Source organism: Pyxidicoccus sp. MSG2 (genome assembly GCF_026626705.1).
Lineage (GTDB): Bacteria > Myxococcota > Myxococcia > Myxococcales > Myxococcaceae > Myxococcus.
In genome coordinates this window covers 2716865-2738626 of sequence record NZ_JAPNKC010000001.1, presented here as the reverse complement: position 1 = coordinate 2738626, position 21762 = coordinate 2716865, and the positions used below count along the sequence as shown (strand labels likewise).

Annotated in this window: 20 protein-coding genes; 10 read left to right on the top strand and 10 right to left on the bottom strand. The window is 67.9% G+C overall.

Annotated elements, in window-relative coordinates; all coding sequences use genetic code 11:
- Nucleotides 1-42: 42 nt before the first annotated feature.
- Nucleotides 43-1257, bottom strand: coding sequence for a site-2 protease family protein (locus OV427_RS09975; protein WP_267855859.1), 1215 nt, complete (start codon nucleotides 1255-1257; stop codon nucleotides 43-45).
- A 138-nt stretch (nucleotides 1258-1395) separates the two neighbouring features.
- Nucleotides 1396-2301, bottom strand: coding sequence for an AraC family transcriptional regulator (locus tag OV427_RS09970; protein ID WP_267855858.1), 906 nt, complete (start codon nucleotides 2299-2301; stop codon nucleotides 1396-1398).
- Between the two features lie 112 nt (nucleotides 2302-2413).
- On the opposite strand from OV427_RS09970, the gene OV427_RS09965 reads away from it, so the two are divergent.
- On the top strand, nucleotides 2414-3157 hold the full coding sequence (locus tag OV427_RS09965; protein ID WP_267855857.1) for an SDR family oxidoreductase: 744 nt from the start codon (nucleotides 2414-2416) through the stop codon (nucleotides 3155-3157).
- A gap of 6 nt (nucleotides 3158-3163) precedes the next feature.
- On the opposite strand, the gene OV427_RS09960 is transcribed toward OV427_RS09965, so the two are convergent.
- Nucleotides 3164-4366: an FAD-dependent oxidoreductase gene (locus OV427_RS09960; RefSeq protein ID WP_267855856.1), complete on the bottom strand. Its 1203-nt coding sequence runs from the start codon at nucleotides 4364-4366 to the stop codon at nucleotides 3164-3166.
- 109 nt (nucleotides 4367-4475) lie between these two features.
- Between OV427_RS09960 and OV427_RS09955 the strand changes: the two genes are divergently transcribed.
- Together OV427_RS09955 and OV427_RS09950 are read left to right on the top strand one after the other, a co-directional pair.
- Nucleotides 4476-5147: a TetR/AcrR family transcriptional regulator gene (locus OV427_RS09955; protein ID WP_267855855.1), complete on the top strand. Its 672-nt coding sequence runs from the start codon at nucleotides 4476-4478 to the stop codon at nucleotides 5145-5147.
- A gap of 303 nt (nucleotides 5148-5450) precedes the next feature.
- Nucleotides 5451-6035: a hypothetical protein gene (locus tag OV427_RS09950; RefSeq protein ID WP_267855854.1), complete on the top strand. Its 585-nt coding sequence runs from the start codon at nucleotides 5451-5453 to the stop codon at nucleotides 6033-6035.
- A gap of 171 nt (nucleotides 6036-6206) precedes the next feature.
- Here OV427_RS09950 and OV427_RS09945 read toward each other — a convergent pair whose 3' ends face one another.
- The gene (locus OV427_RS09945; protein WP_267855853.1) at nucleotides 6207-7814 is read right to left on the bottom strand and encodes a DUF1552 domain-containing protein; all 1608 of its coding nucleotides are present in this window, start codon (nucleotides 7812-7814) and stop codon (nucleotides 6207-6209) included.
- Nucleotides 7811-9604: a DUF1592 domain-containing protein gene (locus tag OV427_RS09940; RefSeq protein ID WP_267855852.1), complete on the bottom strand. Its 1794-nt coding sequence runs from the start codon at nucleotides 9602-9604 to the stop codon at nucleotides 7811-7813. Before OV427_RS09940 ends, OV427_RS09945 begins: the two co-directional genes overlap by 4 nt.
- A gap of 119 nt (nucleotides 9605-9723) precedes the next feature.
- Here OV427_RS09940 and OV427_RS09935 point away from each other — a divergent pair, with 119 nt between their 5' ends.
- From OV427_RS09935 to OV427_RS09920, 4 genes are read left to right on the top strand one after another with little or no spacing between them, the layout of a single operon-like run.
- Complete coding sequence (locus OV427_RS09935) at nucleotides 9724-10641, top strand: hypothetical protein (RefSeq protein ID WP_267855851.1); 918 nt, start codon at nucleotides 9724-9726, stop codon at nucleotides 10639-10641.
- A gap of 48 nt (nucleotides 10642-10689) precedes the next feature.
- Nucleotides 10690-11250, top strand: coding sequence for an RNA polymerase sigma factor (locus OV427_RS09930; RefSeq protein ID WP_267855850.1), 561 nt, complete (start codon nucleotides 10690-10692; stop codon nucleotides 11248-11250).
- Nucleotides 11237-12265 carry a FecR domain-containing protein gene (locus tag OV427_RS09925; protein ID WP_267855849.1) on the top strand — a complete coding sequence of 343 codons (1029 nt, stop codon included), beginning with the start codon at nucleotides 11237-11239 and terminating at the stop codon, nucleotides 12263-12265. The genes OV427_RS09930 and OV427_RS09925 overlap by 14 nt, the downstream gene beginning before the upstream one ends.
- On the top strand, nucleotides 12262-12813 hold the full coding sequence (locus OV427_RS09920; protein WP_267855848.1) for a hypothetical protein: 552 nt from the start codon (nucleotides 12262-12264) through the stop codon (nucleotides 12811-12813). Before OV427_RS09925 ends, OV427_RS09920 begins: the two co-directional genes overlap by 4 nt.
- A gap of 135 nt (nucleotides 12814-12948) precedes the next feature.
- Here the strand turns inward: OV427_RS09920 and OV427_RS09915 are convergent, their stop codons facing one another.
- On the bottom strand, nucleotides 12949-13236 hold the full coding sequence (locus tag OV427_RS09915) for a hypothetical protein (protein WP_267855847.1): 288 nt from the start codon (nucleotides 13234-13236) through the stop codon (nucleotides 12949-12951).
- A gap of 340 nt (nucleotides 13237-13576) precedes the next feature.
- Here OV427_RS09915 and OV427_RS09910 point away from each other — a divergent pair, with 340 nt between their 5' ends.
- The 3 genes from OV427_RS09910 to OV427_RS09900 are packed head-to-tail and all read left to right on the top strand — an operon-like array spanning nucleotide 13577 to nucleotide 15299.
- The gene (locus OV427_RS09910) at nucleotides 13577-14173 is read left to right on the top strand and encodes a carboxymuconolactone decarboxylase family protein (RefSeq protein ID WP_267855846.1); all 597 of its coding nucleotides are present in this window, start codon (nucleotides 13577-13579) and stop codon (nucleotides 14171-14173) included.
- A complete protein-coding gene (locus OV427_RS09905) occupies nucleotides 14170-15153 on the top strand; it encodes an RNA polymerase sigma-70 factor (protein WP_267855845.1) in 984 nt (327 codons plus the stop codon). Before OV427_RS09910 ends, OV427_RS09905 begins: the two co-directional genes overlap by 4 nt.
- 5 nt (nucleotides 15154-15158) lie before the next feature.
- Nucleotides 15159-15299 carry a hypothetical protein gene (locus OV427_RS09900; RefSeq protein ID WP_267855844.1) on the top strand — a complete coding sequence of 47 codons (141 nt, stop codon included), beginning with the start codon at nucleotides 15159-15161 and terminating at the stop codon, nucleotides 15297-15299.
- 502 nt (nucleotides 15300-15801) lie between these two features.
- Here OV427_RS09900 and OV427_RS09895 read toward each other — a convergent pair.
- From OV427_RS09895 to OV427_RS09880, 4 genes are all read right to left on the bottom strand, one after another.
- On the bottom strand, nucleotides 15802-15927 hold the full coding sequence (locus OV427_RS09895; RefSeq protein WP_267855843.1) for a hypothetical protein: 126 nt from the start codon (nucleotides 15925-15927) through the stop codon (nucleotides 15802-15804).
- A 697-nt stretch (nucleotides 15928-16624) separates the two neighbouring features.
- Nucleotides 16625-18679 carry an SNF2-related protein gene (locus tag OV427_RS09890; RefSeq protein ID WP_267855842.1) on the bottom strand — a complete coding sequence of 685 codons (2055 nt, stop codon included), beginning with the start codon at nucleotides 18677-18679 and terminating at the stop codon, nucleotides 16625-16627.
- Complete coding sequence (locus tag OV427_RS09885) at nucleotides 18676-20403, bottom strand: hypothetical protein (protein ID WP_267855841.1); 1728 nt, start codon at nucleotides 20401-20403, stop codon at nucleotides 18676-18678. The genes OV427_RS09890 and OV427_RS09885 overlap by 4 nt, the downstream gene beginning before the upstream one ends.
- A 65-nt stretch (nucleotides 20404-20468) precedes the next feature.
- Nucleotides 20469-21590, bottom strand: coding sequence for a hypothetical protein (locus OV427_RS09880; protein ID WP_267855840.1), 1122 nt, complete (start codon nucleotides 21588-21590; stop codon nucleotides 20469-20471).
- Between the last annotated feature and the right edge of the window lie 172 nt (nucleotides 21591-21762).

Below are 21762 nucleotides of genomic sequence, written 5' to 3'. Positions count from 1 at the left end.
GAAGGGCAGTGAGCTCGAAGCTCGAGCCGCGCCCGGCAGCGCTCAGGCGATTGCGGCCGGGCCGGTGGGAGCCGTGAGGGGAGGGGCGAGCGCGGCGCGGGCCTCGCTGAGGAGGGCACAGTGCGGGTCGTTCTCTTCGGCGCGGGCGAGCCAGCGTGCAGCCCTTTCACGGTCGCCCAGCCGCGTGAAGCCCAGCACCAGGGTGCAGGCGACGTTCGCGCGGTTCGGAGGTGCGCCGGTGGCGACGAAGGCTCGCTCGAGGAGGGGCACCGCCTCGGCGGAGCGGTCCAGCCAGACGAGGACGGCGCCCCGCGTGCCCACGATCGCGGGGACGTTCTTGAGCCGCGCGTACGCCGCGGCCGAGTGCTCGTCCGCTTCCGCGCGCAGCTCCTCCCGGCGCAGGAGGAAGTCCGTCCAGGCCACGTTGTTGCGGATGAACCAGAAGGACAGCGTCTTGGGGGACACGTCCCGTAAGAGACCGAGGAAGGTGGTGCGCGCCTCGGCGTGCTCCCCCTCGGCGAGCTGGACCGTGCCGAGCACGTTGCGCAGGTGGACGGACGCGGGGCGTCTCGCAAGCGCTTCGTCCAGGCGCTCGCGCGCGCCGGCGAAGTCCCGCCGCTCGACGCGCTCGGTCGCATCGAGGAGCACCGCCGAGTCGAGCAGGTCTCGGGCCTCGTCCTGGCGCGAGAACGGGATGGTGAGCAGCCGGGTGCCGTCGTTGACCATGCCCAGATTCCGCACGAGAAGCGGCACGGGCAGCAGGTTGAAGGCGAGGAGCCACAGGTTGAAGAACACGAGCAACTCGCGGGGCGCAATCCTGTGCGCGAACGCCTCGAGTGGCAGCACGACCTGCCAGGGGGAGGAGGTCGGCGGCCACAGGAGCACCACCAGTGCCGCGGTGATGGCCGGGCCTCCGGCGACCAGGAACCAGAAGCGGGTGCGCAGCGCGCGCTCCGACGCCGCGCCGCAAAAGGTCAGCCCGAGCACGGGGAAGGCGTTCAGCACCACGTCCGTCCGCCCCAGCCGCCCGCGCCAGACGCGGCGTCCCATACCGAGCTCGATACGGAGCACCGTGAGCCCCACCGCGCGGGCCGCGAGGGCATGCCCTGCTTCGTGCACCGCGACGCTCGCCAGCATCAGCGCAGGGAAGAGGGTCGCATTGACGAGCGAGCTCCACGACAGGCCGTGGCGCAGCCCCACACAGCACAGGGCCAGAAGGACGGGGAAGACGAAGAGGTTGGCAACGAGGTGGAGCACGGGGCGGCGAGGCTATCAGCTCCCCGGCGCGTCCTCCGCGCCCGTTCGGCCCGGCAAGCGCTGATACAGACGCAGGCGGACGGATTGCAACCGCCGGGTATCTCAATAGCCCGGCGTGGCCCACGGCTTCGATGCGAGTTATGCCGCCTGGCTTGCACGCGCATAGCGGCCCGGAGACTGGCCCACGTGCCGGCTGAACGCCGTACTGAAGGTGCTCGCCGAGCTGTACCCGACGCGCTCGGCGACCTCGGAGACGGCAAGCTCCCGGCGGCGAAGCAGCCCCCTCGCAATGGCCATCCGCCAGTCCAGCAGGTACTCCATCGGGGGCAGACCCACGGTGCGCGTAAAGCGATTGAAGAATGCCGAGCGCGAAAGCGCCGCGCTCTTCGCGAGCTGCGCCACCGTCCACGGCCGCGCGAGGTGACTGTGCATCTGCCGTATCGCGGGTGCGAGCCGCGCATCCGCCAGACCGCGCAGGAGCCCTGGAGGTGCGTCGTCGCTCGAGGTCGACCGCAGCGCCTCGATGAGCAGTAGCTCCACGAGACGCGTGAGCACGAGGTCGCGGCCCGATCGCTGCTCGCTCGTCTCGTCGCCGACGAGTCGTACCAGTACCGAGAGACGCTCCACGCCGCGCACGTGCACCAGGGCCGGGAGCAACGACACCATCAGGGCCGCGTCAGGCGAGTCGAAGACGAAGTAACCGCCGAGCAGGCGCACGTCGGGATGGCCGCCACGCGTACCGTGACGCACCTCACCCTTCGGAGAGGGCGTCACCTTGGGGTCGATGCGCTCGGGTGTCACCGGCTCGAAGCCGGACATGGTGAAACCCGGCGTCGCCGGCAGGAGTACGAAATCGCCCGCCTCGAGCGTGAGGGCGGGCTGGCCGTCGACAGCGAGTCGGCAGCGCCCTTCGAGCACGGCACAGAAGCTCGGCTGGCCAAAGTCCGAGTAGCGAACACCCCAGCGGCCCGCTCCGCTGATGCCTTTCGAGAAGACGGCTCGTGGTTGAAGCAGGGCGATGACTTCCGAGAGAGGGTCAGTCATGGCTGGACTCTAGCAAAAGAAATATGGACCGCACGTGGTGGAGAGTCCTGTCGGCCGCAAGTACCTTGAGACCATCGACGCCGCGCGAATCGCGGCAATGCAAGGAGTCGACATGAAGACGGTGCTCATCACGGGTTGCTCCTCCGGCTACGGACTCGAGACCGCGCGCTACTTTCACGCGCAGGGCTGGAACGTGGTCGCTACCATGCGAACGCCACGCGAGGACGTCCTCCCGCGTTCGGACCGGCTGCGTGTGGTGCCGCTCGACGTGACGAAGCCCGAGAGCATCGCGGCGGCGCTGGAGGCGAGCGGGCCCATCGACGTGCTCGTCAACAACGCGGGCATCGGGCTCATGGGGGCCTTCGAGGCCACGCCGATGGCCACGGTGCGTGACGTGTTCGAGACCAACGTCTTCGGTGTGATGGCGATGACGCAGGCGGTGCTGCCCCGGTTTCGCGCACGCAAATCGGGAGTGGTTGTGAACGTGACGTCCAGCGCGACGCTGGCGCCGATGCCGCTGGTGGCTGTGTACACCGCGAGCAAGGTGGCCATCGAAGGGTTCACGGCGTCGCTCGCGTTCGAGCTCGAAGCCTTCAACCTGCGCGTGAAGCTCGTCGAGCCGGGCTATTGCCCGAGCACCCGGTTCACGAGCAACGGCAGCCCCCGTATGGAAGGGCTGTTCCCAGAGGCGTATGCGCCTTTCGCACAGCGCATCTTCGCCTCATTCGGGCAGCCGGCCGCGGTGACGCGCGAGTCCGACGTGGCCGAAGCGGTCTGGCACGCCGCGAACGACACGTCGGAGAAGCTCCGCTTTCCCGCGGGTCCCGACGCGGTTGCGCTGGCTCGGTCGGCGTGAGCAGGCTCAACGATACATGTCGATGTCCGCCGGGTTGACGGCGGCGGCGTGGACTCGGCCTTGCTTCGCGGTGGGCGGTGCCGCGGTCGATTCTGAGCCGGTGAAGAAGTCGATCAGCCCGTGCGGAGCGTTGTCGCCGAAGCAGAGCCGGTGGATGGTCGCGGCCTCGGCGGCTTCGTTCGCGCTCCGGGCGAACATGGGTTCCTCGTACTCGGCGAGCGCGGCTTCGAGGTCGCCTCGGTGCGCGGCAATGGCCTTGCCGAGCTCGGCGCCGTCGTACATCGCGAGGTTGGCGCCTTCACCGGACGGCGGCATCAGATGCGCGGCGTCGCCGAGAAGAGTCACACCGGGCACGCGCTCCCACCGATGTCCCGCCGGGAGCGCATGGATCGTTCGGGGGACGAGGTCTGTCTCGCCGTCGGTGATCAGCGCGGTGAGCTCTGGCGCCCAGCCGTCGAACTCCGCCGCGACTCGAGCCTTCGCCGCCTTCGGGTTGGCGAAGTCGATGCCCGCGAGCCACTCCCGCGGCCTGGTGAGCGCGACGTAGGTGTGCAGGGTGCCGTTGGTTTCGCGGTGGGCTTGGATGCCCTTGCCGGGCGTGAGGGCGAGCATGGCCCCGCCTCCGACGGCCTTTGCGCTGGCCGGGTGGCGCGCGTCGGCGTTGAACAGGTAGGTCTCGATGAACGAGATGCCGACGTACTCGGGCTTCGCGTCGGACAGCAGCGGCCGAATCCTCGACCAGGCGCCGTCCGCGCCGACCAGGAGGCTCGTGGTTGCAGTCGACCCGTCCGCGAATGTCAGCTCATGACGCCCGTCACCGAGCGGGTGGACGGCGGTGACCTTGTGTCCCCACTGGACGGTTCCATCGGGCAGCGAGTCGAGCAGGAGGCGGCGCAGCTCGCCGCGATGCACCTCGGGGCGACGGCCGCTGCCGTCGTCGGGTTGGTCGAGAAGGACCGTGCCGTGCGGGTCGAGCACCCGCGTAGCCTCGCCGCCTTCATGGATGATTCGGCGGAATTCGTCGAACAGTCCGGCCGCCTTCAGCGCGAGCTGTCCGTTGTGGTCATGGATGTCGAGCATTCCGCCCTGCGTGCGCGCATCCGCGGACGCATCGGCCTCGTAGACGGTGGCGGCGATGCCGTGGACGTGCAGAACGCGAGCGAGCGTCAGCCCGCCGAGGCCGGCGCCAATGATCGTGATCGGAGTCATCGTGCTTCCTTTCGAGTGGGAGACCGCTCGGCGACGCCGCTGTCGGACTATGGAACGCCGTTCCATAACCTATATTGGAACGCTGTTCCAGACCTGTCAAGATGGAGCCATGGCAAAGGCAACGCGCGGGTCGGAACGACGTGAGGATGCGCTCTCACGCGAGCGGATCGTCGACGCGGCGATCGAGCTGCTCGACGACGAGGGCGAGAACGGGTTGACCTTCCGCTCGCTTGCCACGCGGCTGGCGACTGGACCCGGCGCGATCTATTGGCACATCGCGAACAAGAACGAGCTACTCGTCGCCGCCAGTGACGCCGTCATCGCCCGCGCGATGGGCGAAGTCCTCGCCTTCGCCACGCCGCATGAAGCGATCCGCAGGATCGCCGTCGGCGTGTTCGAGGCGGTCGATGCGCATCCGTGGGTGGGCGCGCAGCTCTCTCTCTCTCCGTGGCAGACCGCGATGCTGCAGCTCTTCGAGCGCATCGGGCGCCAGGTCCAAGCGCTGGGGGTTCCAGGTGGCGCCTGGTTCACGTCGGCGTCGACGCTGTTGAGCTACATCATCGGAGTGAGCGTCCAGAATGCCGCGAACGGCCGCCTGCTCGAGCCGTCCGTGGACCGCGCTGACTTTCTCGAAACGGTGTCAGCCCAGTGGAAGGCGCTCGACGCCCACGAGTATCCGTTCACCCGGAACGTCGCTGCCCAACTGCGCGAGCACGACGACCGCGCCGAGTTCCTCGCCGGCATCGACCTCATCCTCGCCGGGATCGCGGCTTCGCTGTAGCCAGTCCTCAAGCGGCGCCCGCAGAGGGATCCCCAGCTGACTGGTAGCGCGTCACGTTCGTGAGCAGCCAGAGCAGCGCATGAAGGCTCTGCAGGACGAGGAACGCCTGGTCACGGAGGTGTGCCGGAGCCGCCGCGAATGCGCGCGTCGTACGCGGCACAGCCCTGGCACCCACGCGTGATGAGCTCGGCAGTGAATAAATTCACGCACTTGGAGTATAACACCACAGCCGCGAATTCCCTGTGTGGAGGTTGCGGCTGCACGCGTTGCATTCATCCGTGGCAGGCAAAGGAGCCCATCCTCATGAAGCGGATACTCAAGCGCTCGCTGGCTGTTTCCCTGCTGTCCCTCATGCCGCTCCTCGCGTTCGCGGAGCCGCAGCATCACCATCAAGGTGACCTCGAGCTGTTCACCCGGCGCGGCGAGTTCGTCAGCCTCCGCTCCCAGGAGACGGTGCAACTCCCACAGCACAGCCGGGGAGGCGCTTCGCCGTCGCTCGACGCCACCGTCCCCGAAACCTTCTTCATCGCCAACTGGACTGGCGCCAACCTGTTCCCCGGATACAGCCTCTACGGAACTCCCACCTGGCTGCCGCCCTATCCGTTGGTCTCGAATCCTCCGCCCAACATCACGGGCTACTTCCGGATGAACCTGCCCCCCCTCACTCCGGTGAGCCAGTACTACTACTACACGAACAACCCGGCGGACCCGGGCAACCCCGGCGCGAAGACGTGTGTCTGGCAGTTGGTGGTCTCCGTCTCTGGCGCCTACTGCTCGGCCACCCTCTACACGACCACCTACGGCATCGCGACTTGCGCCATCGATGCACGAAATTCCCACATCGAAACCGACACATGCGAGACCCAGGTCACCACCATCATCCAGTGAGCTGAATCTGAAGTTGCCCGTTTTCGCGGGGGACTCTCACTGTCCGCGCGCGTCGCGGAAAGGGGCAGTGAGGGGATGGGGCTCGTCGGCCCCATCCCCGACCCAGCGAAAACGCATCAGGCCTGGCACGCCCGCCCGCCATGAATCGCCGCGCCGGACCACTCGGGTCGGCTACGACGCGAGAAACGGCAGCAGCTCTCCGGTCTTCTGCCACATCGACGACGGATATGCCTGCGCCGAGCTGAAGCCCTTGTTCGTGAAGAAGTACTCGTAGCCAGACTGGTACGACGCCTTCCAGCCGTAGCCGGGATGGTCGGGCTCGCTCCACTCCGTCTTCGGGATTCCCATCGCTTGGAGCGCCGTGCCGAGCCACTGGTTGTAGAGGAGGCCTGCCCACAGGGAGTTGCCCTCGCTGCCCGTGCTGGAGTCTCCGCTCACCTTGCGCGTGATGTTCCGGTAGTCGCAGTAGCTGCCGGTCTTGAGGGCGCCTCCCGCGTTTCCGGCGGTCACCACCGGGACGGAGAAGGAGAAGTGTGGGGTGTTGCCGTTCTCCTGTGCCCACGCGACCAGCGAGTCATCCAGCAGCGTTCCACCCGCGCCGTTCGAGAACCGCTCGAAACGGGAGACGAGGTCGAGGAACACTTGTGAGAAGAAGACCTGGTTGAACTGCACCACCAGGTCCTGGTTCGCCCCGGCCACGGTCGCCGGATGAACGACGTTGTTGTGCCAGTCTTCACCCTGTGGGGCGCGGGTGGTGAAACTCAGGTTCTGGTTGTTCTCGTCGATGCTGATGGTGGCGATGCGACAGACGCCGCAGTTCATCGCCACTGCGAGCACCTCGTTGATGAGCCGGAAGTATTCGATGTTCTTCGCTGGGTCTCCCGCGAAGGACCCCGAGTTCTTGAGCGACAGGTTGTCGGTGGTGGGCCGCGACGGCACCTGGCAGCCGACGCTGGTCGTCCCCAGCCGGCGCTGCAACTCGGCGACTGCGTCGATGTGCTGGTCCAGTCGCGTCTTGTCCTCGGCGGAGAGCCGACCGCTGCCGTTGCGGAGCCGCCGGTAGCTGTCGAGAACCCTGTCCACCACCGGTGCTCGGGTGCTGCCGGAGCTGCCGGTGCCGGCGAGCAGGATGTCGAACAGGGAGAGCGAGCTTTCGATGGGGCTGATGGAGCTCGAAGTGACTCCGGAGGAACGAACCCCAGGGGTGCTGTAGCCCCAGCTGCCGCTCGAGGTGCCCGAGGCGGCGATGGCGACGCTGCGTTTCCGGACGGAGGCGACGCTCGGGTAGAAGGCCGGAGAGTAGGCCATCACCTGGTCGATGGTTGCCCGGGGCGAGTCGGGCCGCTGCTTGTCGAAGTCGTAGTAGCCCAGCGCGGCGCCGAAGTTGTGACCCATGTACAGGGGGAAGTCGAGGCCTCGCAGGATGTTCATCTTCGAGACGAGGGTGGGCGTGAGCACCGTCGACTTCGCGGCCAGCACCCGGCTGATGACCGCATCACCGCTCGCGTTGACCGGAGCGGCCAGCGCCCCTCGCCGGACGTCGTGGTCCGCGTAGAACAGGCTCTGCGTCAGCGCCGGGTCCTCCGGCCACATGTTCGCGCCGAAGATGGCGCCATGTGGGGTGCGGAAGTGCACGAAGCACTTCGGGCGCTGAGCCGTCTGCGCTTTCGCTTCGCTCGGGCTCAGCAGCGATGGGAGCAGCGGCAACGCCAGCACGGCTCCGCCCGCGCCGCGCAGAAACATGCGGCGGTCCACTCGGAAGACAGGTGTCCTGCTCACTGGAAGCTCCTCTGCTTGAAGGTGGGGTGTGTGGCGACTGCCTTCAGCATGTCGGCCATGGGCGCGCCGCTGCGCGCGACCGTCTCCATCTCCGAGAGCAGGCAGCCATCCCTCTCGGTGGACTCCACGCGGGCGTGCGAGAAGCGGAAGTAGTGCCGCGCGACGCAGGACTCGAAGAGCTGGCTGTCATCGAGCATCTTCGTGAGCTCGGCGGCGTTGGAGACGACTCGTCGCTCGTCGTCGTAGACCCGCATCTCCGCCACGGTGTCCACCGAGGGTGCGGTGGTTACGTGGCCCCGCGGGTCGAACAGCCGCTCCACGCCGCGCTCTCGCCCGAGCGCATCGAACCCTTCCAGCACGAAGCCCGGCGGATTGATGGTCTGGTTATGACATCCACCGCAGCTGCCTCCGGAGGTGAGCTGGGTCACCACCTGTCGCGTCGTCATGCTCTCCGTCGGTGCGGGAGGCCTGTCGCTGGCGTTGGGAGGTGGGGCTCCGACTTTCTGGCAGAGCAGTGCGTTTCGCACCAGGTACCCCTTGTGGATGGGACGCGTCGACGCGGTTCCCGTGGCCAGCAACGCAGCGCGTGTCAGCAGCCCGCTGCGGTTCTGGGAAGGGATGACCGGCGCCGGACCGGAGCCACTCCAGACGGGCACACAGTAGATGGAGGCCAGGAATGGGTCCGCCGTGTAGGACCTCCGGTCGTGGAGGAAGTCGCTCACCGAGCCACCCGACACGACGGTCTGCCAGGCAGAGAGCTGGACGTCTTCGAACATCGCGGTGCGTGCAGCGTCCGTGGGCATCTCCGCCCCGACGAAGGCCTGGTAGACCGGGTCGTTCCGGAGCGCCACCAGCGACGGCAGCTCCTCGAGCCGCAGCCACTCGCTGACGAACTCGTGCAGCGAGCTTCGCAGCTGGGGGCTTTGCATCATCCGGTCGAGCTCGGCAGTGAAGCCGCTCGCGGTCATCAGTGAGCCATTGACCGCCGCGGCCCAGAGCGCGTCGTCTGGAGGCGCTTGCCAGAATTGATAGGACAGCCTCGAGGCCAGCTCGAACGCGGAGAGAGGGCTCACCGACTGGCTGGCGTTCGTTCCATGCTCGACCCGGTAGAGGAACCAGGGCGAGTTCAGGAGCGTGGTGATGACGTCGGCCACCGCCGCCCTGTCCACCGGAGTGGCCCCGGCGATGTCCGCGAAGACGGTGACCTCCGCCGTCGGCAGTGGGTAGCGCAGGACGCGGGAGCCCCATCCACGGATGAAGGTCTCCAGGCAGGCTCGGTCGTTGCCAGTCTGGCTGTCGCTCGCGCAGCTGCCCAGAAGGGTGTTGCGGCGCGCGTCGCTGCCGGTGAGCTCCTGGGCCACGGCCTTCCCCAGGTCGTACATGACGTCGACCTGGGACTGCTGGATGGACTGGTCCATCCGGCTGTAGCCGCCTTTCAAGTCACCGGGCGCGGGTGTGCGTTGGTCCGTGGGGTACCGGGCGAAGACGGGCGCAAGCTTCGTCCAGATGGCGTCCGCCTCGTTCGGCAAGGCGCGGGCAATGGCGAAGCGAAGCGAGTTCGCCAGCTGCGTCCGGGACAGCCTGGGCAATGGCAGGTCCGCGGGGACGGCGTTCGCGTCGCAGGAGAACTGCGCCGGTGCAGGGGGGATGGGCACGGACGAAGCCGGCGGAGCGGGGTCGTCTTCGCCGGCGGGGTCGTCTCCGCCGGGGCTGATGTGCTCGGCGCTGCCATAGCAGGCGACCGCGCCAGCGCAGAGAAGCAGGAGGCTCACGTAGCGTGGAAACGTCATGCCCCCAGCTACGCGCGCGGCCGAAAAAACTTTCCTCCCCGTGATGGCGGGCAGCTGGAGTGCACGGGCGGCCGATGCTGGCTGTGGTCCACGGTCGACGGTACTCTCACCGTCACCGCATGACCGCTCTGCTCAGCGCGCTCTCCCTCATCTTCCTGACCCAGGCCCCGGCGGTGTCCGTTTCCTTCGACCTTCGCTCCCTGTCCGACCAGGACTATCGGCGGTGGGACGGCGTGGAGCTGGAGCGGAAGGTGGCGATCCGGTTGATACAGGAGGGCTTCGCGGTCGTCTCTCCGGAGCGCCCGGCGCAGCTTCGACTGCGCGCAAGCCGCACTCCAGAAGGACTGCGGCTCGAGGCAGTCGGGCCACGGCAACGGGTCGAGCAGAGCGTTCGCGTGGGGCGGGGTTCGCTCGCGGAGCTTCACCTGGAAGTCGCCCAGAAGCTCTCGGAGATGACGCGGGCGCTGAAGCCCGAGCCGGAGCCGCCCCCGCCCGCGCCCCCGCCTCCCGCGTCTGCGCCCCCGCCTCCCGTGGCGGTGGCTTCCGCCCCACGGAGCTCCGAGCTGGACCTGAGCCTGGGCCTGGGTTCGCTTTGGCGTGGACCCGCGGTCGACCCACACCTCGTGCTCTCCATCAGGCGCGGACTGGGGGCGTTCGGCCTCGAGGCGGAGGCGGGGCTCGGGGGGACTCGCGGCGCAGCACTGAGCGTGTTCGAGGTGCAAGGTGGCGCCTTCTTCAGTTATCGGCTCTCCGCGGCGGAGCGCCTTCAGCTCGAACCTGGCGTGGGCGCGGGCATCGTCTTCCACACCTTCCAGCTCGCGGACCCCTGGGTGTCGGCCCAAGCGGGTACGCAGGTGTCTCCCGCAGGCTGGGCTCGGATGAAGCTCCGGTGGAGGTTCGCCGAGCGCCTCGCGGCGGAGTTGCGCGTGGCCCTGGGGCTGCTGAGGCCCATGTCCCATGTGAGCGAGGGCGGAACGCTGTGGTCGCGGGGAGGCGCGAGGCTCGAAACCGGCGCCAATCTCTCCTGGCAGCCGTAACTTCCGAGGAAAGTTTCTCCGGCTCCAGGCGTAGGTCCCAGGTGAAGGATGTCGCGCGTTCCCCACTCCAAGGCCCCGCCCGCCCTGCCTGACCGACCTGTGTCGTTCGATACGCTCTATGAGGAGCACTCCGAGGCTGTTTTCTTCTGGGCCAGGCGGTATGCGGCCGGCCGCTCGGGCTGGGCCGAAGACGTCACCCACGATGTCTTCCTCAAGGCCTGGGAGCACCGAGCCTGGCTGCGCGAGGAGGACGTGAGGGGCTGGCTGTTTCGCGTCACGCAGAACGTGGCGCTCTCCGCCCTGCGGCGCGAGAACACGTTTCGACGGCGCATCGCCGCCCTCCTGTTTCCGCCGCAGCACACGGAGACGGAGCTCACGCCCGAGGCGGCCCTCGAGCGGAGAGAGGCGGTGCGCAGCGCCACGGCGGCGCTGGACCGCTTGCCGGGGCAGGAGCGGGTGGTGATGGCCTTGAAGATGCTGGATGACCTGAGCCAGCGCGAAATTGCCCAGCTCCTCTCGCTATCAGAGGGCTACGTGTCGAAGTTGATCAGCCGAGCCCAGGGCCGTCTGTCGGCCTGGGGATGGAAGGTGGACGATGGAGCCCCGTGACTTCCGTGCTGAGCTCCGGCGTGAAGACCAGCTCCGCCGCGAGCAGGGGATGTCCCCGGCCGCGCGGGCCCGGCTGTGGTCGCGGCTGCGGGACGCACGCGAGTCGAAGCCGGCATGGCACAGACGTCCTGCGTGGTGGATGCTCGCCGCGCCTGCAGCGGCGCTGGCCCTCGCGGTGTTCTTCTGGAGCGCTCCGTCCGCACGCTCGCTGGGGGGACTCGAGCTCGCGCAGGCCACTCCCGACCTGAAGGTGCGGGAAGACGCCGCGGGTGTGGAAATCCAGGTGGGTGAGGCCGCCCTGGTGGACGAGGCCCGAGGCATCACCCTCCGAAACCAGGGGCCGCTCGTCGTTCATCGTGAACCGTCGGGGGTGCGACTGGTCCGCGGCCGCGCGGAGTTCTCGGTGAAGCGCCGAAAGCCAGGTGCCCTCCCCGCTGTCGTGCTCGTGTCAGGCGGGGCCATTGAGGTCATGGGCACGCGCTTCACGGTGGAGGAGCGGGAAGCGGGTGGAGCGGTCACCCTGCACGAAGGCGCCATTGCCTTCCGTCGGCTCACGGGTGAGGTGGTTCAGCTGCGGGTGGGGCAGACGTTGGAGTGGCCGGTGGCCGAGCCTGCCGAGCCAGCACTTCGCGAGCCAGCGTCTCCCGAGCCGGAGCCGCCCCAGCCATTGGCGACGTCCAGCCCGGGGGGCGCATCCTCCCGACCCCCCACCGTGGCTGCCCCGAGCGTGGAGGAAATCTTGCGAGAGTTGGAGGTCCTTCGCGGTCGGCGCGAGTTCGAGCAAGCGGCGCGGCACCTCGAGGTGGCGATGCGCAAGCAGCCAGCGGCGACGCGGGAGCGCCTCAGCTTCGAGCTGGGCTCGTTGCTCACGTACCAGCTCGAAGACGCGCAGCGCGCCTGCGCGCATTGGGCCCGGCACGAACGACAGTTCCGGCGTGGGCGCTATGCGGAGGCGGTCCAGCGTGCCCGTGGGACGCTGTCCTGTCAGGCCGGCGAACGCGAGACAGAGCGATGAGACTGGGGCGCTGGAGCATTCTGTCGCTGGTCGCGGCGCTCACCGCCTGCGAGCCGGCGATCATCGACCATTCCCCCAACTCCAATCTGCTCGACGCCGAGACTGCTTCCCTCGAGACCGGGCTCGGACAGTGGGCCGCGTGGTACTCGGTGGTCGTTTCGAGAGAGCCTACCGCTGCGAGAGACGGCGAAGCGGGCATGCGCGTGGAGGTGAGCGAGCTGTACGGCTGGGGCATCCTCCTCGACAACTGGCCGGGGTTTGCCGCATCCCCGGGGGCGCACCGCGCTTCTTTCTGGGCACGCGGGACGCCGGAACGCTCACTGGTCGCCCAAATGCGGGTCAGCTGGCGCGATGCAAGCGGCCGGGAGCTGCAGTCGGAGCTGCTCTCCAGCCCGGTGCTTTCCGAGGAGTGGGTTCGGACCGTTCGCGAGCTGACGGCCCCGGCCGGAACGGAACGGGTGGGGGTGGAGGTGACCGGCACCGAGGGTGCCCCAGGCGATGTCATCGAGCTGGATGTACTGGTCGTGCAGGCATTGAGCGCGCCTTGAGCAATTCCTGCGCCTCCAACCTCAGAGACCCCTGCAGGTTGGAGGAGCCCTGCAAGGGTATTCGAGTTGCAAATGTAAAGATAAACCCCGGAGCCGTGGGAACTCACGCCGCACGAGTGCGGACCGGTGCGGGGCTCAGTAGTAAAGCCACCGCGCCGCGGAGGACGTGCTGGTGCGGGCGCAGATGAGGTCATTGGTGGTGCCGTTGCTGGCGCAGCAATGCGTTGTCGCGCCCACGGGCGAGCAGAACGTGTTCGCAATCGAACTGCACGCCTTGTAGCCGGTACAGGTTTCGAACTGGGAGACCGTCGCCTCCGCACCATCCGCGGGCGTGGCCTCGCTCTCCGGCCCGGTGTCTGCGCCGCCACATGCCATGAGGGAGAGGCTGAGGAACGCCGCCATCACAACAAGAGAACGCTTCATGAGAGACCCCTGTCGAGTGAGTGGAACGGGGGCCAGCGTAGTCTACGCACGCAATCGATAGCAGGGTTCCGGTGTCATGGCGCTGGAGCATGAGACGGACAGGGGCGCTGTTGCGGGAGGTGGGCAGATGCAGGAGCGTCCGCCCGTTCGCCACGAAGGTTGAGCCCCTCGGTCGTGCTCAACCGGTAGTGCGTGTCCTCCTTACCGATGGGGAGGAGGTCGGAGTAGGGGAACTCAGCGTCAGCCACGGGTGACGAGGATATCCGGCCCGGATGTCACATCCCGCGGGCGTCCGGTGTCTCCATGTCGACGGAACCCGATACAGACACCAGGAGAAGACATGACCTCGACCAGGATCCCCCCGAAGGAGATCACCGGACTCTACGGCGCGATAGTGAAGAAGTTCGCCGGCAGGACGTTCGGTCAGGTCCCCGAGTCGCTCGGCGTGATGTGGCACCACCTGCCGGTGCTCAAGGCCAGCATGGGCTTCGGGCAGAAGCTACAGAAGTGGGACCAGTGCGACGAGAGCCTGAAGTCGTACGCGCACATGGCGGTGGCGTCGCTGGTGGGCTGCTCGTGGTGCCTGGACTTCAACTACTTCATGGCCCACAACCATGGGTTGGACGTGGACAAGGCGCGGGAGATCCCGCGGTGGCGGGAGTCGAACGTGTTCACCTCGCTGGAGCGGGAGGTGCTGGGGTATGCCGAGGCGATGAGCCAGACTCCTCCCACGGTGACCGACGAGATGGTCGCGAGCCTGAGGAAGCAGCTCGGTGCCGCAGCGCTCATCGAGCTCACGACTGTGATCGGGTTCGCCAACCTGACGACCCGCTCCAACACCGCCCTGGGCATCGAGTCGGAGGGCTTCGCCGCCTCGTGCGGGCTGAAGCCGATGGCCCAGCCGAGTGCACGGCCGGGGGGAGCGTCCGCATCATGACGGCCTCGATGCGCCCGACGTCGCCGGGAGGCGAGCCTCCCGGCGATGGGGCTTACTCAAACTCTTCGCCCGACGCGGCCCGCGCTCCGCACGATCCGCTGGGCTCGGAGGACCCCTTCGTCACCCACCGCAGCCTGCTCTTCACGGTCGCGTACGAGATGCTCGGCTCCGCGGCCGACGCCGAGGACGTCGTGCAGGAGGCCTGGCTGCGGTGGGCGGACATCGGTGACGCAGGTCGGGCCGAGGTGCGCGACCCACGCGTCTACCTGGTCCGGGTTGTCACCCGGCAGGCCCTCAACCGGCTGCGCACGCTCGCCCGCCGCAAGGAGGAGTACGTCGGCGAGTGGCTGCCCGAGCCGCTGCTCACCAGCCCCGACGTCGCCAAGGACGTCGAGCTCGCGGAGAGCGTCTCGATCGCGATGCTCACCGTGCTGGAGACCCTCACCCCGGCCGAGCGGGCGGTGTTCGTGCTCCGGGAGGTCTTCGACATGCCGTACGAAGAGATCGCCCCGGCGCTCGACAAGACGCCAGCCGCCGTCCGGCAGATCGCCCACCGGGCGCGGGAGCACGTGGCCGCACGCCGTCCCCGGATGCAGGTCGACCGGGCGGAGCAGCAGGCGGTCCTGGAGCGGTTCCTGGCCGCGATCAACTCCGGCGACCTGCAGCGCCTGCTCGACGTGCTCGCCCCCGACGTGGTGCTGGTCGCCGACGGCGGCGGCCTGGCGGCGGCGGCCCGGCGCCCGGTTGTCGGCGGCGATCGCGTGGCCGGGTTCCTGTCCCGCTTCCCCACGCTCGCGCCTGGCGCTCGGATCGCGACCGTGTGGATCAACGGCGCGCCCGCGCTCCGGGTCGATGCCGCCGGCGACTTCGACACAGCGGTCAGCGTCGTCGTCGAGAGCGGCCGGATCACCCGCATCTATGCCATGCGCAACCCGCACAAGATGGCCCGGCTCGACGAGCAGGTGACGCTGAGCCGGTAGCGGACATGGAGCGGCTGCGCCCGGGCATGGGAGAAATCGGCGTGCTGCGCGAGCTGAAGAAGGTACTGCGCTTCGACTCCTCCGACTTGAGCGGAGGAGTCGAGGACCTCGACGTCCTGATGGGTGACCTGACCGAGGAGTACTAGCTCAGCAGACACTACGGTGCGCAAGGGCTGTGGAATCGTGCACGGTGAGCATCCAGCATCTGCGTAACTCCGAGCGTGTCGCGCAGCTACCCGGATAGCAGTAGCGCGTGTCAGGTAGGATCCCCTCCGTGAGCGCGGTCATCGAGTGCCTCGCCAACCCAGCGCAGAAGCGCACGCGTGCGCTGGTCGTGGCGACAGAGCTCGACCTCTAGAATCGCTGCCGCGTCGCCGCACGCAATGGCATCCAATGTCTGGACTTGAGCCATGAGCGCGGCCTGGAGCTCACCGCACGACGGCGGGCAGAGCTTCGTGGCCTCCGTGAGCAGCCAGAGCAGCTCATGAAGGCTCCTCAGGACGAGGAACGCCTGGTCGCGGAGGTGTGCCGGAGCCGCCGCGAATGCGCGCGTCGCACGCTGGCCAGCGCCGTAACAGTCGTACGTGGCACAGCCCCGGCACCCACGCGCGCTGAGCTCGGCGTGGATGGCGCAACGATGCCCGCGCATCAGGTACCGGCAGGCCACCCCACCGGCTTGTCGAAGGCGAAGTCCTCGGAGCGCTCGAACGAGGTGGCGACGCAGCACAGTGCGGTACACGCGCTGCAATCCGGAACGAGGTCGGGACGGGGCATGAGGGCACCTCGGGACGCACGGCGCCCCACACGCGTGCGCCATCCGCACGTGGCAGGGGCCGGCGTCGTTCAGTGGAAGGTGGGGAAGGGGACCGTCGGACGAGGGCGAGCGCCCTCTCCGGTACGGAGAGACGGGAATCCGTCGGGGTTCAGGGCCTTGAGCACGAAGGCCCCCGACTTTCGCCGCCGGACCCGTGTAGAAACAAAAAGGCCCCGCCATTTCTGGCAGGGCCTTCTTCACTTCAGCTCCCCGAACAGTGCCCTCCACGAACTCGTTCTCTGTTTTTCTCTAGAGAACTCGAACTCTCTGGGGAGTGGAAAGCACTGCAATATCCGGCAGTTACGGGTGGCTGGGCGGAGGGTCTTGCCCATCGGGACCGATTGGTCCGCCGCGAACTTCACACCTGTCCTTCCGGTGTGGTGTCGGGTGGCAGAGCATCCGCTCGGCTCCGTACCAATAGAGGGTAGGGGACGCTTAACGCAGCGACCGAATTTTGGGTAGGCGCAGGCGCTCCACAAGCTCGCCGCCGACGTCGAGTTGGCCACGTCCGCGAGCGAGCGCTGGATCGTGCAGACCGAGGACTTCTACGACGCGCGGGGCCGCGTGTACCTCGAGCTCTCTGACGCGACGCCCGCCGAAGCCGCGCGCGGGCTCGGGCTCCTCAAGAAGCTGGTGGGCTGATCGTCGGCGGCTGCGTCACACGCAGAGCCGTCGGTTGAGCGACTCCAGGTCTTTTCGCGCGCCGCGAAGGACGGCCTCCGCGAAGCTCTGCTCGCTGTCGCTGGAGTCATCGTCGAGCGATGGAACGCCGCCGAGCAGCAGCCCGAAGGCGTTGATGCGCTGCCTCATGACACCGACAGCCTTCTCGTCGCGGGTGCCTCCGAACGTCGGGTACGCGTACTGGAGCGGCTGGCCCGTGAGCGCCGCCCACGACCCGACGCGACGCACGCGGCCGTTGCGCTGGAGCGTGCGCACGGGGCTGGGATCGAGCTCGTAGTGGATCAGGTGTCGGCAGCAGCGATGCAAGTCGACGCCCTCGCTGAGCCGGTCGGTGGTGATGAGCACGTCGGGCCCGAAAGGGCTGTTGAAGAGCGCGAGCACGATGTCGGGCTTGCCCGTGTACAGCGTCTTGGGTGGATCGCCGTGACCAACGTGGCCCCATGCGCCCATCGCCCGGAGGCCGTCGTCGAGGCGCCCAGGGAAGTGCGAGGTCTTGCCGCCGAAGGTGTGCGTCCCCTTCGCGATGCTCTTCAACAGGGCGCGCGTCGACGTCGACTGCTGATCGAGCAGCACCTCCGTCAGCGTCCTTGCCGACTCGAGGATCGTCGGCACGCTCGTCTTCGCATTGCGCGGCCGGGTCGTCGTGAGCTGGTCTGCGAGTCCCTCGACCGTGCTCGCCGGTTCGCCGAGCCACCCACCGATCTGCCACCGCAGACCTGGCGTGCAGAGCCAGTCGATGACCGGTGCGACCAAGGGAGCGTCGTCGGGCAAGAGCGATTCCCAAGCTGCATGCCACACCTTCTCGGACGGACCGTTTCGCGAAACGCTCGGTGCTTTCAGTGAACGTTCGAGCGCACCGAGCAGCTCGCTTGCGGTCGCGCGGTGGTGGCAGAACACGAGCACCTTCTCGCCGCCATCCAGGATCAGTCGGATGGCATCGCTGACCGCCGCGATCTTCGGGTGGGGCTTCGTGCACCTTGCGCTCAGCGCCTTCGTCGCCGCCTTGATGTGCCGGAGCGCAGCGTGGTCGTTGGCCCGCTCGGAGGCTCTGTCGAGCTTGGTGCCGACGTGCTGCCAGCCGATGTGGGGGCGCGGGTCGTTTCGTCGTTCGCCCTTCCGCTCCGGCGTGAGCTGTAGGATGCGGTCCATCCGTAGGAGCAGCGCGAGGTCCTCCTGCGTCGCGGGTGCCGTCGGAATCTCCCAGCGCCCCTGGGCGACCGCACCGAAGTGCTTCCGCTCTGACGCCGACAGGTCGTCGATGCCGTGGCGGATGAGGTACGGCTGCAGCTCCTCGATCGCGGACTTCGCGGCGCTCACGAGCCGCTTGGACTCGGCGGCGACGTCATGGCCATCGCCGAGAGAGTACAGCCGCTTCAACTCTCCGGCGTAGCGGCGGACCGCTGCGAGCTCGGTCGCCCCTGCGAACTGCAGCAGTTGCTCCAGCTCGGTGAGCCGGATGCTGAAGGGCGTGGCCGTGAGAATCAGCTTCCGCTTCGCTCGGTCACCGAGATTTCGGAGCGCCTCATTGAACGCGCTGCCATCTCCCTTCGCGCGGTGCGCCTCGTCGATGATCATGAGGTCGCACGTAGTGCGCTGCTCGTTGTTGCCGTGGCTCTTGACCAGTGCGTGATGGGTCGCGACCTGGATGCGCCCTGCGTTAAGCTTCCCGACGTCGCCTTGCTTGATGCGGTCGTAGCTCGCGCCGAGTTGCCGAAGCATGGGCACGTGGCGCTCGAGTTCTTCGGCCCAGCGCCGACGCAGGACCTCGTTCGGCGCGTAGATGCGCACGCGTTTGTCCTGGCACGCGACGACCCACGCGACGAGCGCGCCGACCGTCGTCTTGCCGAGTCCAACGTCGTCGGCCAGGAGGACGCCGCGCCCGCTCGCGAGCCGCGCGAGGATCTCCTTCGCGGTCTTGAATTGCCTCGTGAGGGGCTCGACCTGAAGGCCGCCCGTCTCGCGTTCGATGTACCGAGCAGGGTTGTCGAGGAATCGCCAGCGCTGGGCGTCGATCTGAAAGTCGTCCATCATGCTTCCTCGTCGAGGCGCCAGCCGAGCTCCTCGACCACGAGTCCAGCAGCTGGGCCCTCACGCCGTGCGAATAGTGCGCGGAGTTCCTCGCCGTCCATTCGGACACGATCAAGGAGCAGGGGTTCGGCCGCCGCCTCCTCAAGAGCAGCTCGCCACTGGTCGACCACGTTGAACGCCGCACGCGCGTCGATCCACGCCTGAACGGTGTAGTCGGCTGCGGGAGCGGCGACGCCCGGTGGCCGCTGCTCGCCACCCAGCCCGGGAATGGACTCGGGATCGACGACCGGGCCGCCATAGCGCTGGAGCAGGAATGCTTCACGCAGGGCTTTCGCGATGGCCGGATCGACCTCGGGCAGCGGTGTCTTCGCGAACTCGGTAGGCGGACGAAGGTCGAGGATGTCGACCTCCAGCGTCTCGCTCCCCTGCGTGAAGCGTGCGGTGAGTGGTGTGCGTTCCGGGTCGTTCCACGGCATCGTGGCACCGCCATCGGCGAGCGAGGTGCCTTCCTCCGAGCTGCCCATGAACGTCACGAGGGCGGTAATTGGCGTGATGCTGTCGGTGCTGCGCGCGTGAAGCAGAATGCACATCCCATCCCAGCTCGCCTCTGCCCATTCGAGCGCCGAATCGCGCTCCTCTTCGTCGGCGCGATCGACGCAGAAGGGAACCGTGTAGGGCGGGTCGAACGGCTCGCCGAGCGCTTCGAGGTCCGTCCACTCGGACTCGAAGACGACGCCGAGCTCGAAGTTGCGTGGCGAGGTCCTCCCGGCGCCCCACGCCGCGACACTCCAATTCGCCGACGTCACCAGCAGCCGGCGCTTTCGTCGGCTGCGGAGCAGGTACAGCTTCGCGTGACTCCAACGCGCGTCGGCATCGCGATGCTGCTCCGTGAAACGCGCTTCCTTCGGCAGGCACTCGAGCTGCACACCGCTGCTCTCCAGCTTCTCGCTGGCGGCTTTTGACAGCGCCCAGCCCGACGTTGCAGCCCATGGGTGGGCCTCGGCGATCCACTTGAGGTGGATCTTGCCCGGGACGACGCCAACGTCGGCGCTCCACGCCGACAGCGTTCGATCGTTCCACTCGCCGATGGTCGGTGTGAGCACGTGAAGCTCGAACGGTTCGAACTGAGTGAGCTGCCGAGCGGCGCTCCGCTGGCCTGGGATGCTCGCGATGAACGTGACGTCGGCCGGGCACTCGACGCGGCCGAGCAGCGTGGCCAACCGCTGGATGCGCGTCGCCGCGACCTCTCCTGCGGAGTTGCCGAGCGCCTCGAGAAACGGAACCAGCTCACCCCACGTTCGACGCGTGTTCTGGTTGGCCCGATCCCCAAGCGGCAGCGTCACCTGCCAGCCCGCCTGCAACTGGCCCTTGAACGCCGAGGCCGTGAGGTTCGTGGACGAGACGTGCAGCTCAAGCAGTTCCTCGTCGTCGACCTTCCAGTGGAAGGCCCAGAGCTTGGCGTGCTGAACCGCGCGCGTGTCGGAACCGACGGAGAAATGGCTCACGTACCGCCAGAGCCACGGATACTGCGAATCCTCGCGTGCAGCGCGCGGCGGCGAAGAGATGACGGTGAGTCGGCCGTGCAGCGCTTCGAGCGCCGTGCCCAGCTCGCCGAAGAACAGGGTGCGTTCTTGCACCTCCTGCGAGAGCGAGTGGTTCGCGCCGAGCAGCGACGGAAGCAGGTGCTCGACCAGAATGCCGGCGTCGGGCTGCTCGAAGCTCGTCATCCACACCTCCAGGAGTCGGCCTCCAGGAGGAGGAGAGGGAAGGACATCTTTCCAGCTCGGCGTCGTCACAGAGCGTCTCCTTCCTCGTCGTCGGGCTCGGGCCGCGCAACGTCCTCGAGCTCGTTCCGCTCAACGGCGTTGAGCACGTCGTTCATCTTGGCGACTCCGCACTGGGCCGCGAAACGACTCAGCGGCCGTAGCCGAAAGCGGTAGTCGCTCGCGGCAATCCCCGTGTCGGCCACAAGAGGGACCATCTTGCCGGCCTGCTCACGGAACCAGCGTCGGCCTCCGCCGTGCTCGTGGTGATGGCGCGCCAGAGCTCGGAGTTGGTCGATCGGAGTCGCCGCAGACTGCATGGCGTCCGCGAGCCGTGTGATCACGTGATCGTGCGGGAACAGGCTCCGGCCCGGCGCGCGAAGCCACGCTGCGGCGGCTTCTCGAACCAGGTCGAGTCTGGTCCGCAGTTCCGAGGAGCGCGCGAGCTTGTCGACGGAGGGCGCCTGCTTGACGTCGTCGTGATTGATCTCGATCCAGAGCCCTCGCATTGCGCGCATCGAGGTGTCGGCGAAGCGCGAGAAGGAAGGAAGGGGCGCGAGCGAAGCGGGCTCGAGCTTCTTCGAGAGCACGCTCGAGTTGGCCAGCGTGTCGCACAGGTCGCCGTGCGACTTCGCGCTCTTGGCGCTGGCCAATGCCTCGGCGGTGACGCGTCGAGTGGACTCGGCGCTGAACAGCACGCGCTCGAGCAGGCGGCGTTCCTCTTCGGGAAGTCGCTTTCTCATCGCGTCGTCTGGCGTGGGCAGGAAACCTCCGGCCTTCGCCCATGCGGCGGGCCACCCGTGCTTCACCCAGTAGCGCGCCTCGTCGCCGTCGCTCCAGTGGCCCCACTTCGTGCCGTTCTCGAAGTGCTCCTGCTTGAGCCGTACATCACGAGGGAGGCTGTCGTTGACGAGATTCGCGAGCTGGATCGCGGTGTCTGCGGGCGTCCACCCGTCGCCCGTCGTGAGCCCCGGAACGGTACGGAGGACCACGCGGTACGCGCCGTAGGTGCCGACTTGTCGGTACCGGCGGAACTGGTCGGGGCTCATCGCGAAGTTGGGAAGCTGCCGGTCCGCCTTGCGCCAGCGCTCGACACTTCGTCGCCCACGGAGCTGCCCGGTCGTCTGCCCGGACTCCAGGGTGCGGTCCACCCAGAGTAGCTCGAGCGGTCGAAGCCACGCGTACCTCGCGCGTTGACCGTCACGTCGAGACAGATCACCGCCGCCCGCGTTCCGCCACGCGACGTGCGACCACGTGAGGCACCACGAGAGGAGCGAGATCCACCTCGCATCGGAGGCAGCGTTGCTCAGGCTAGGCGCGAGC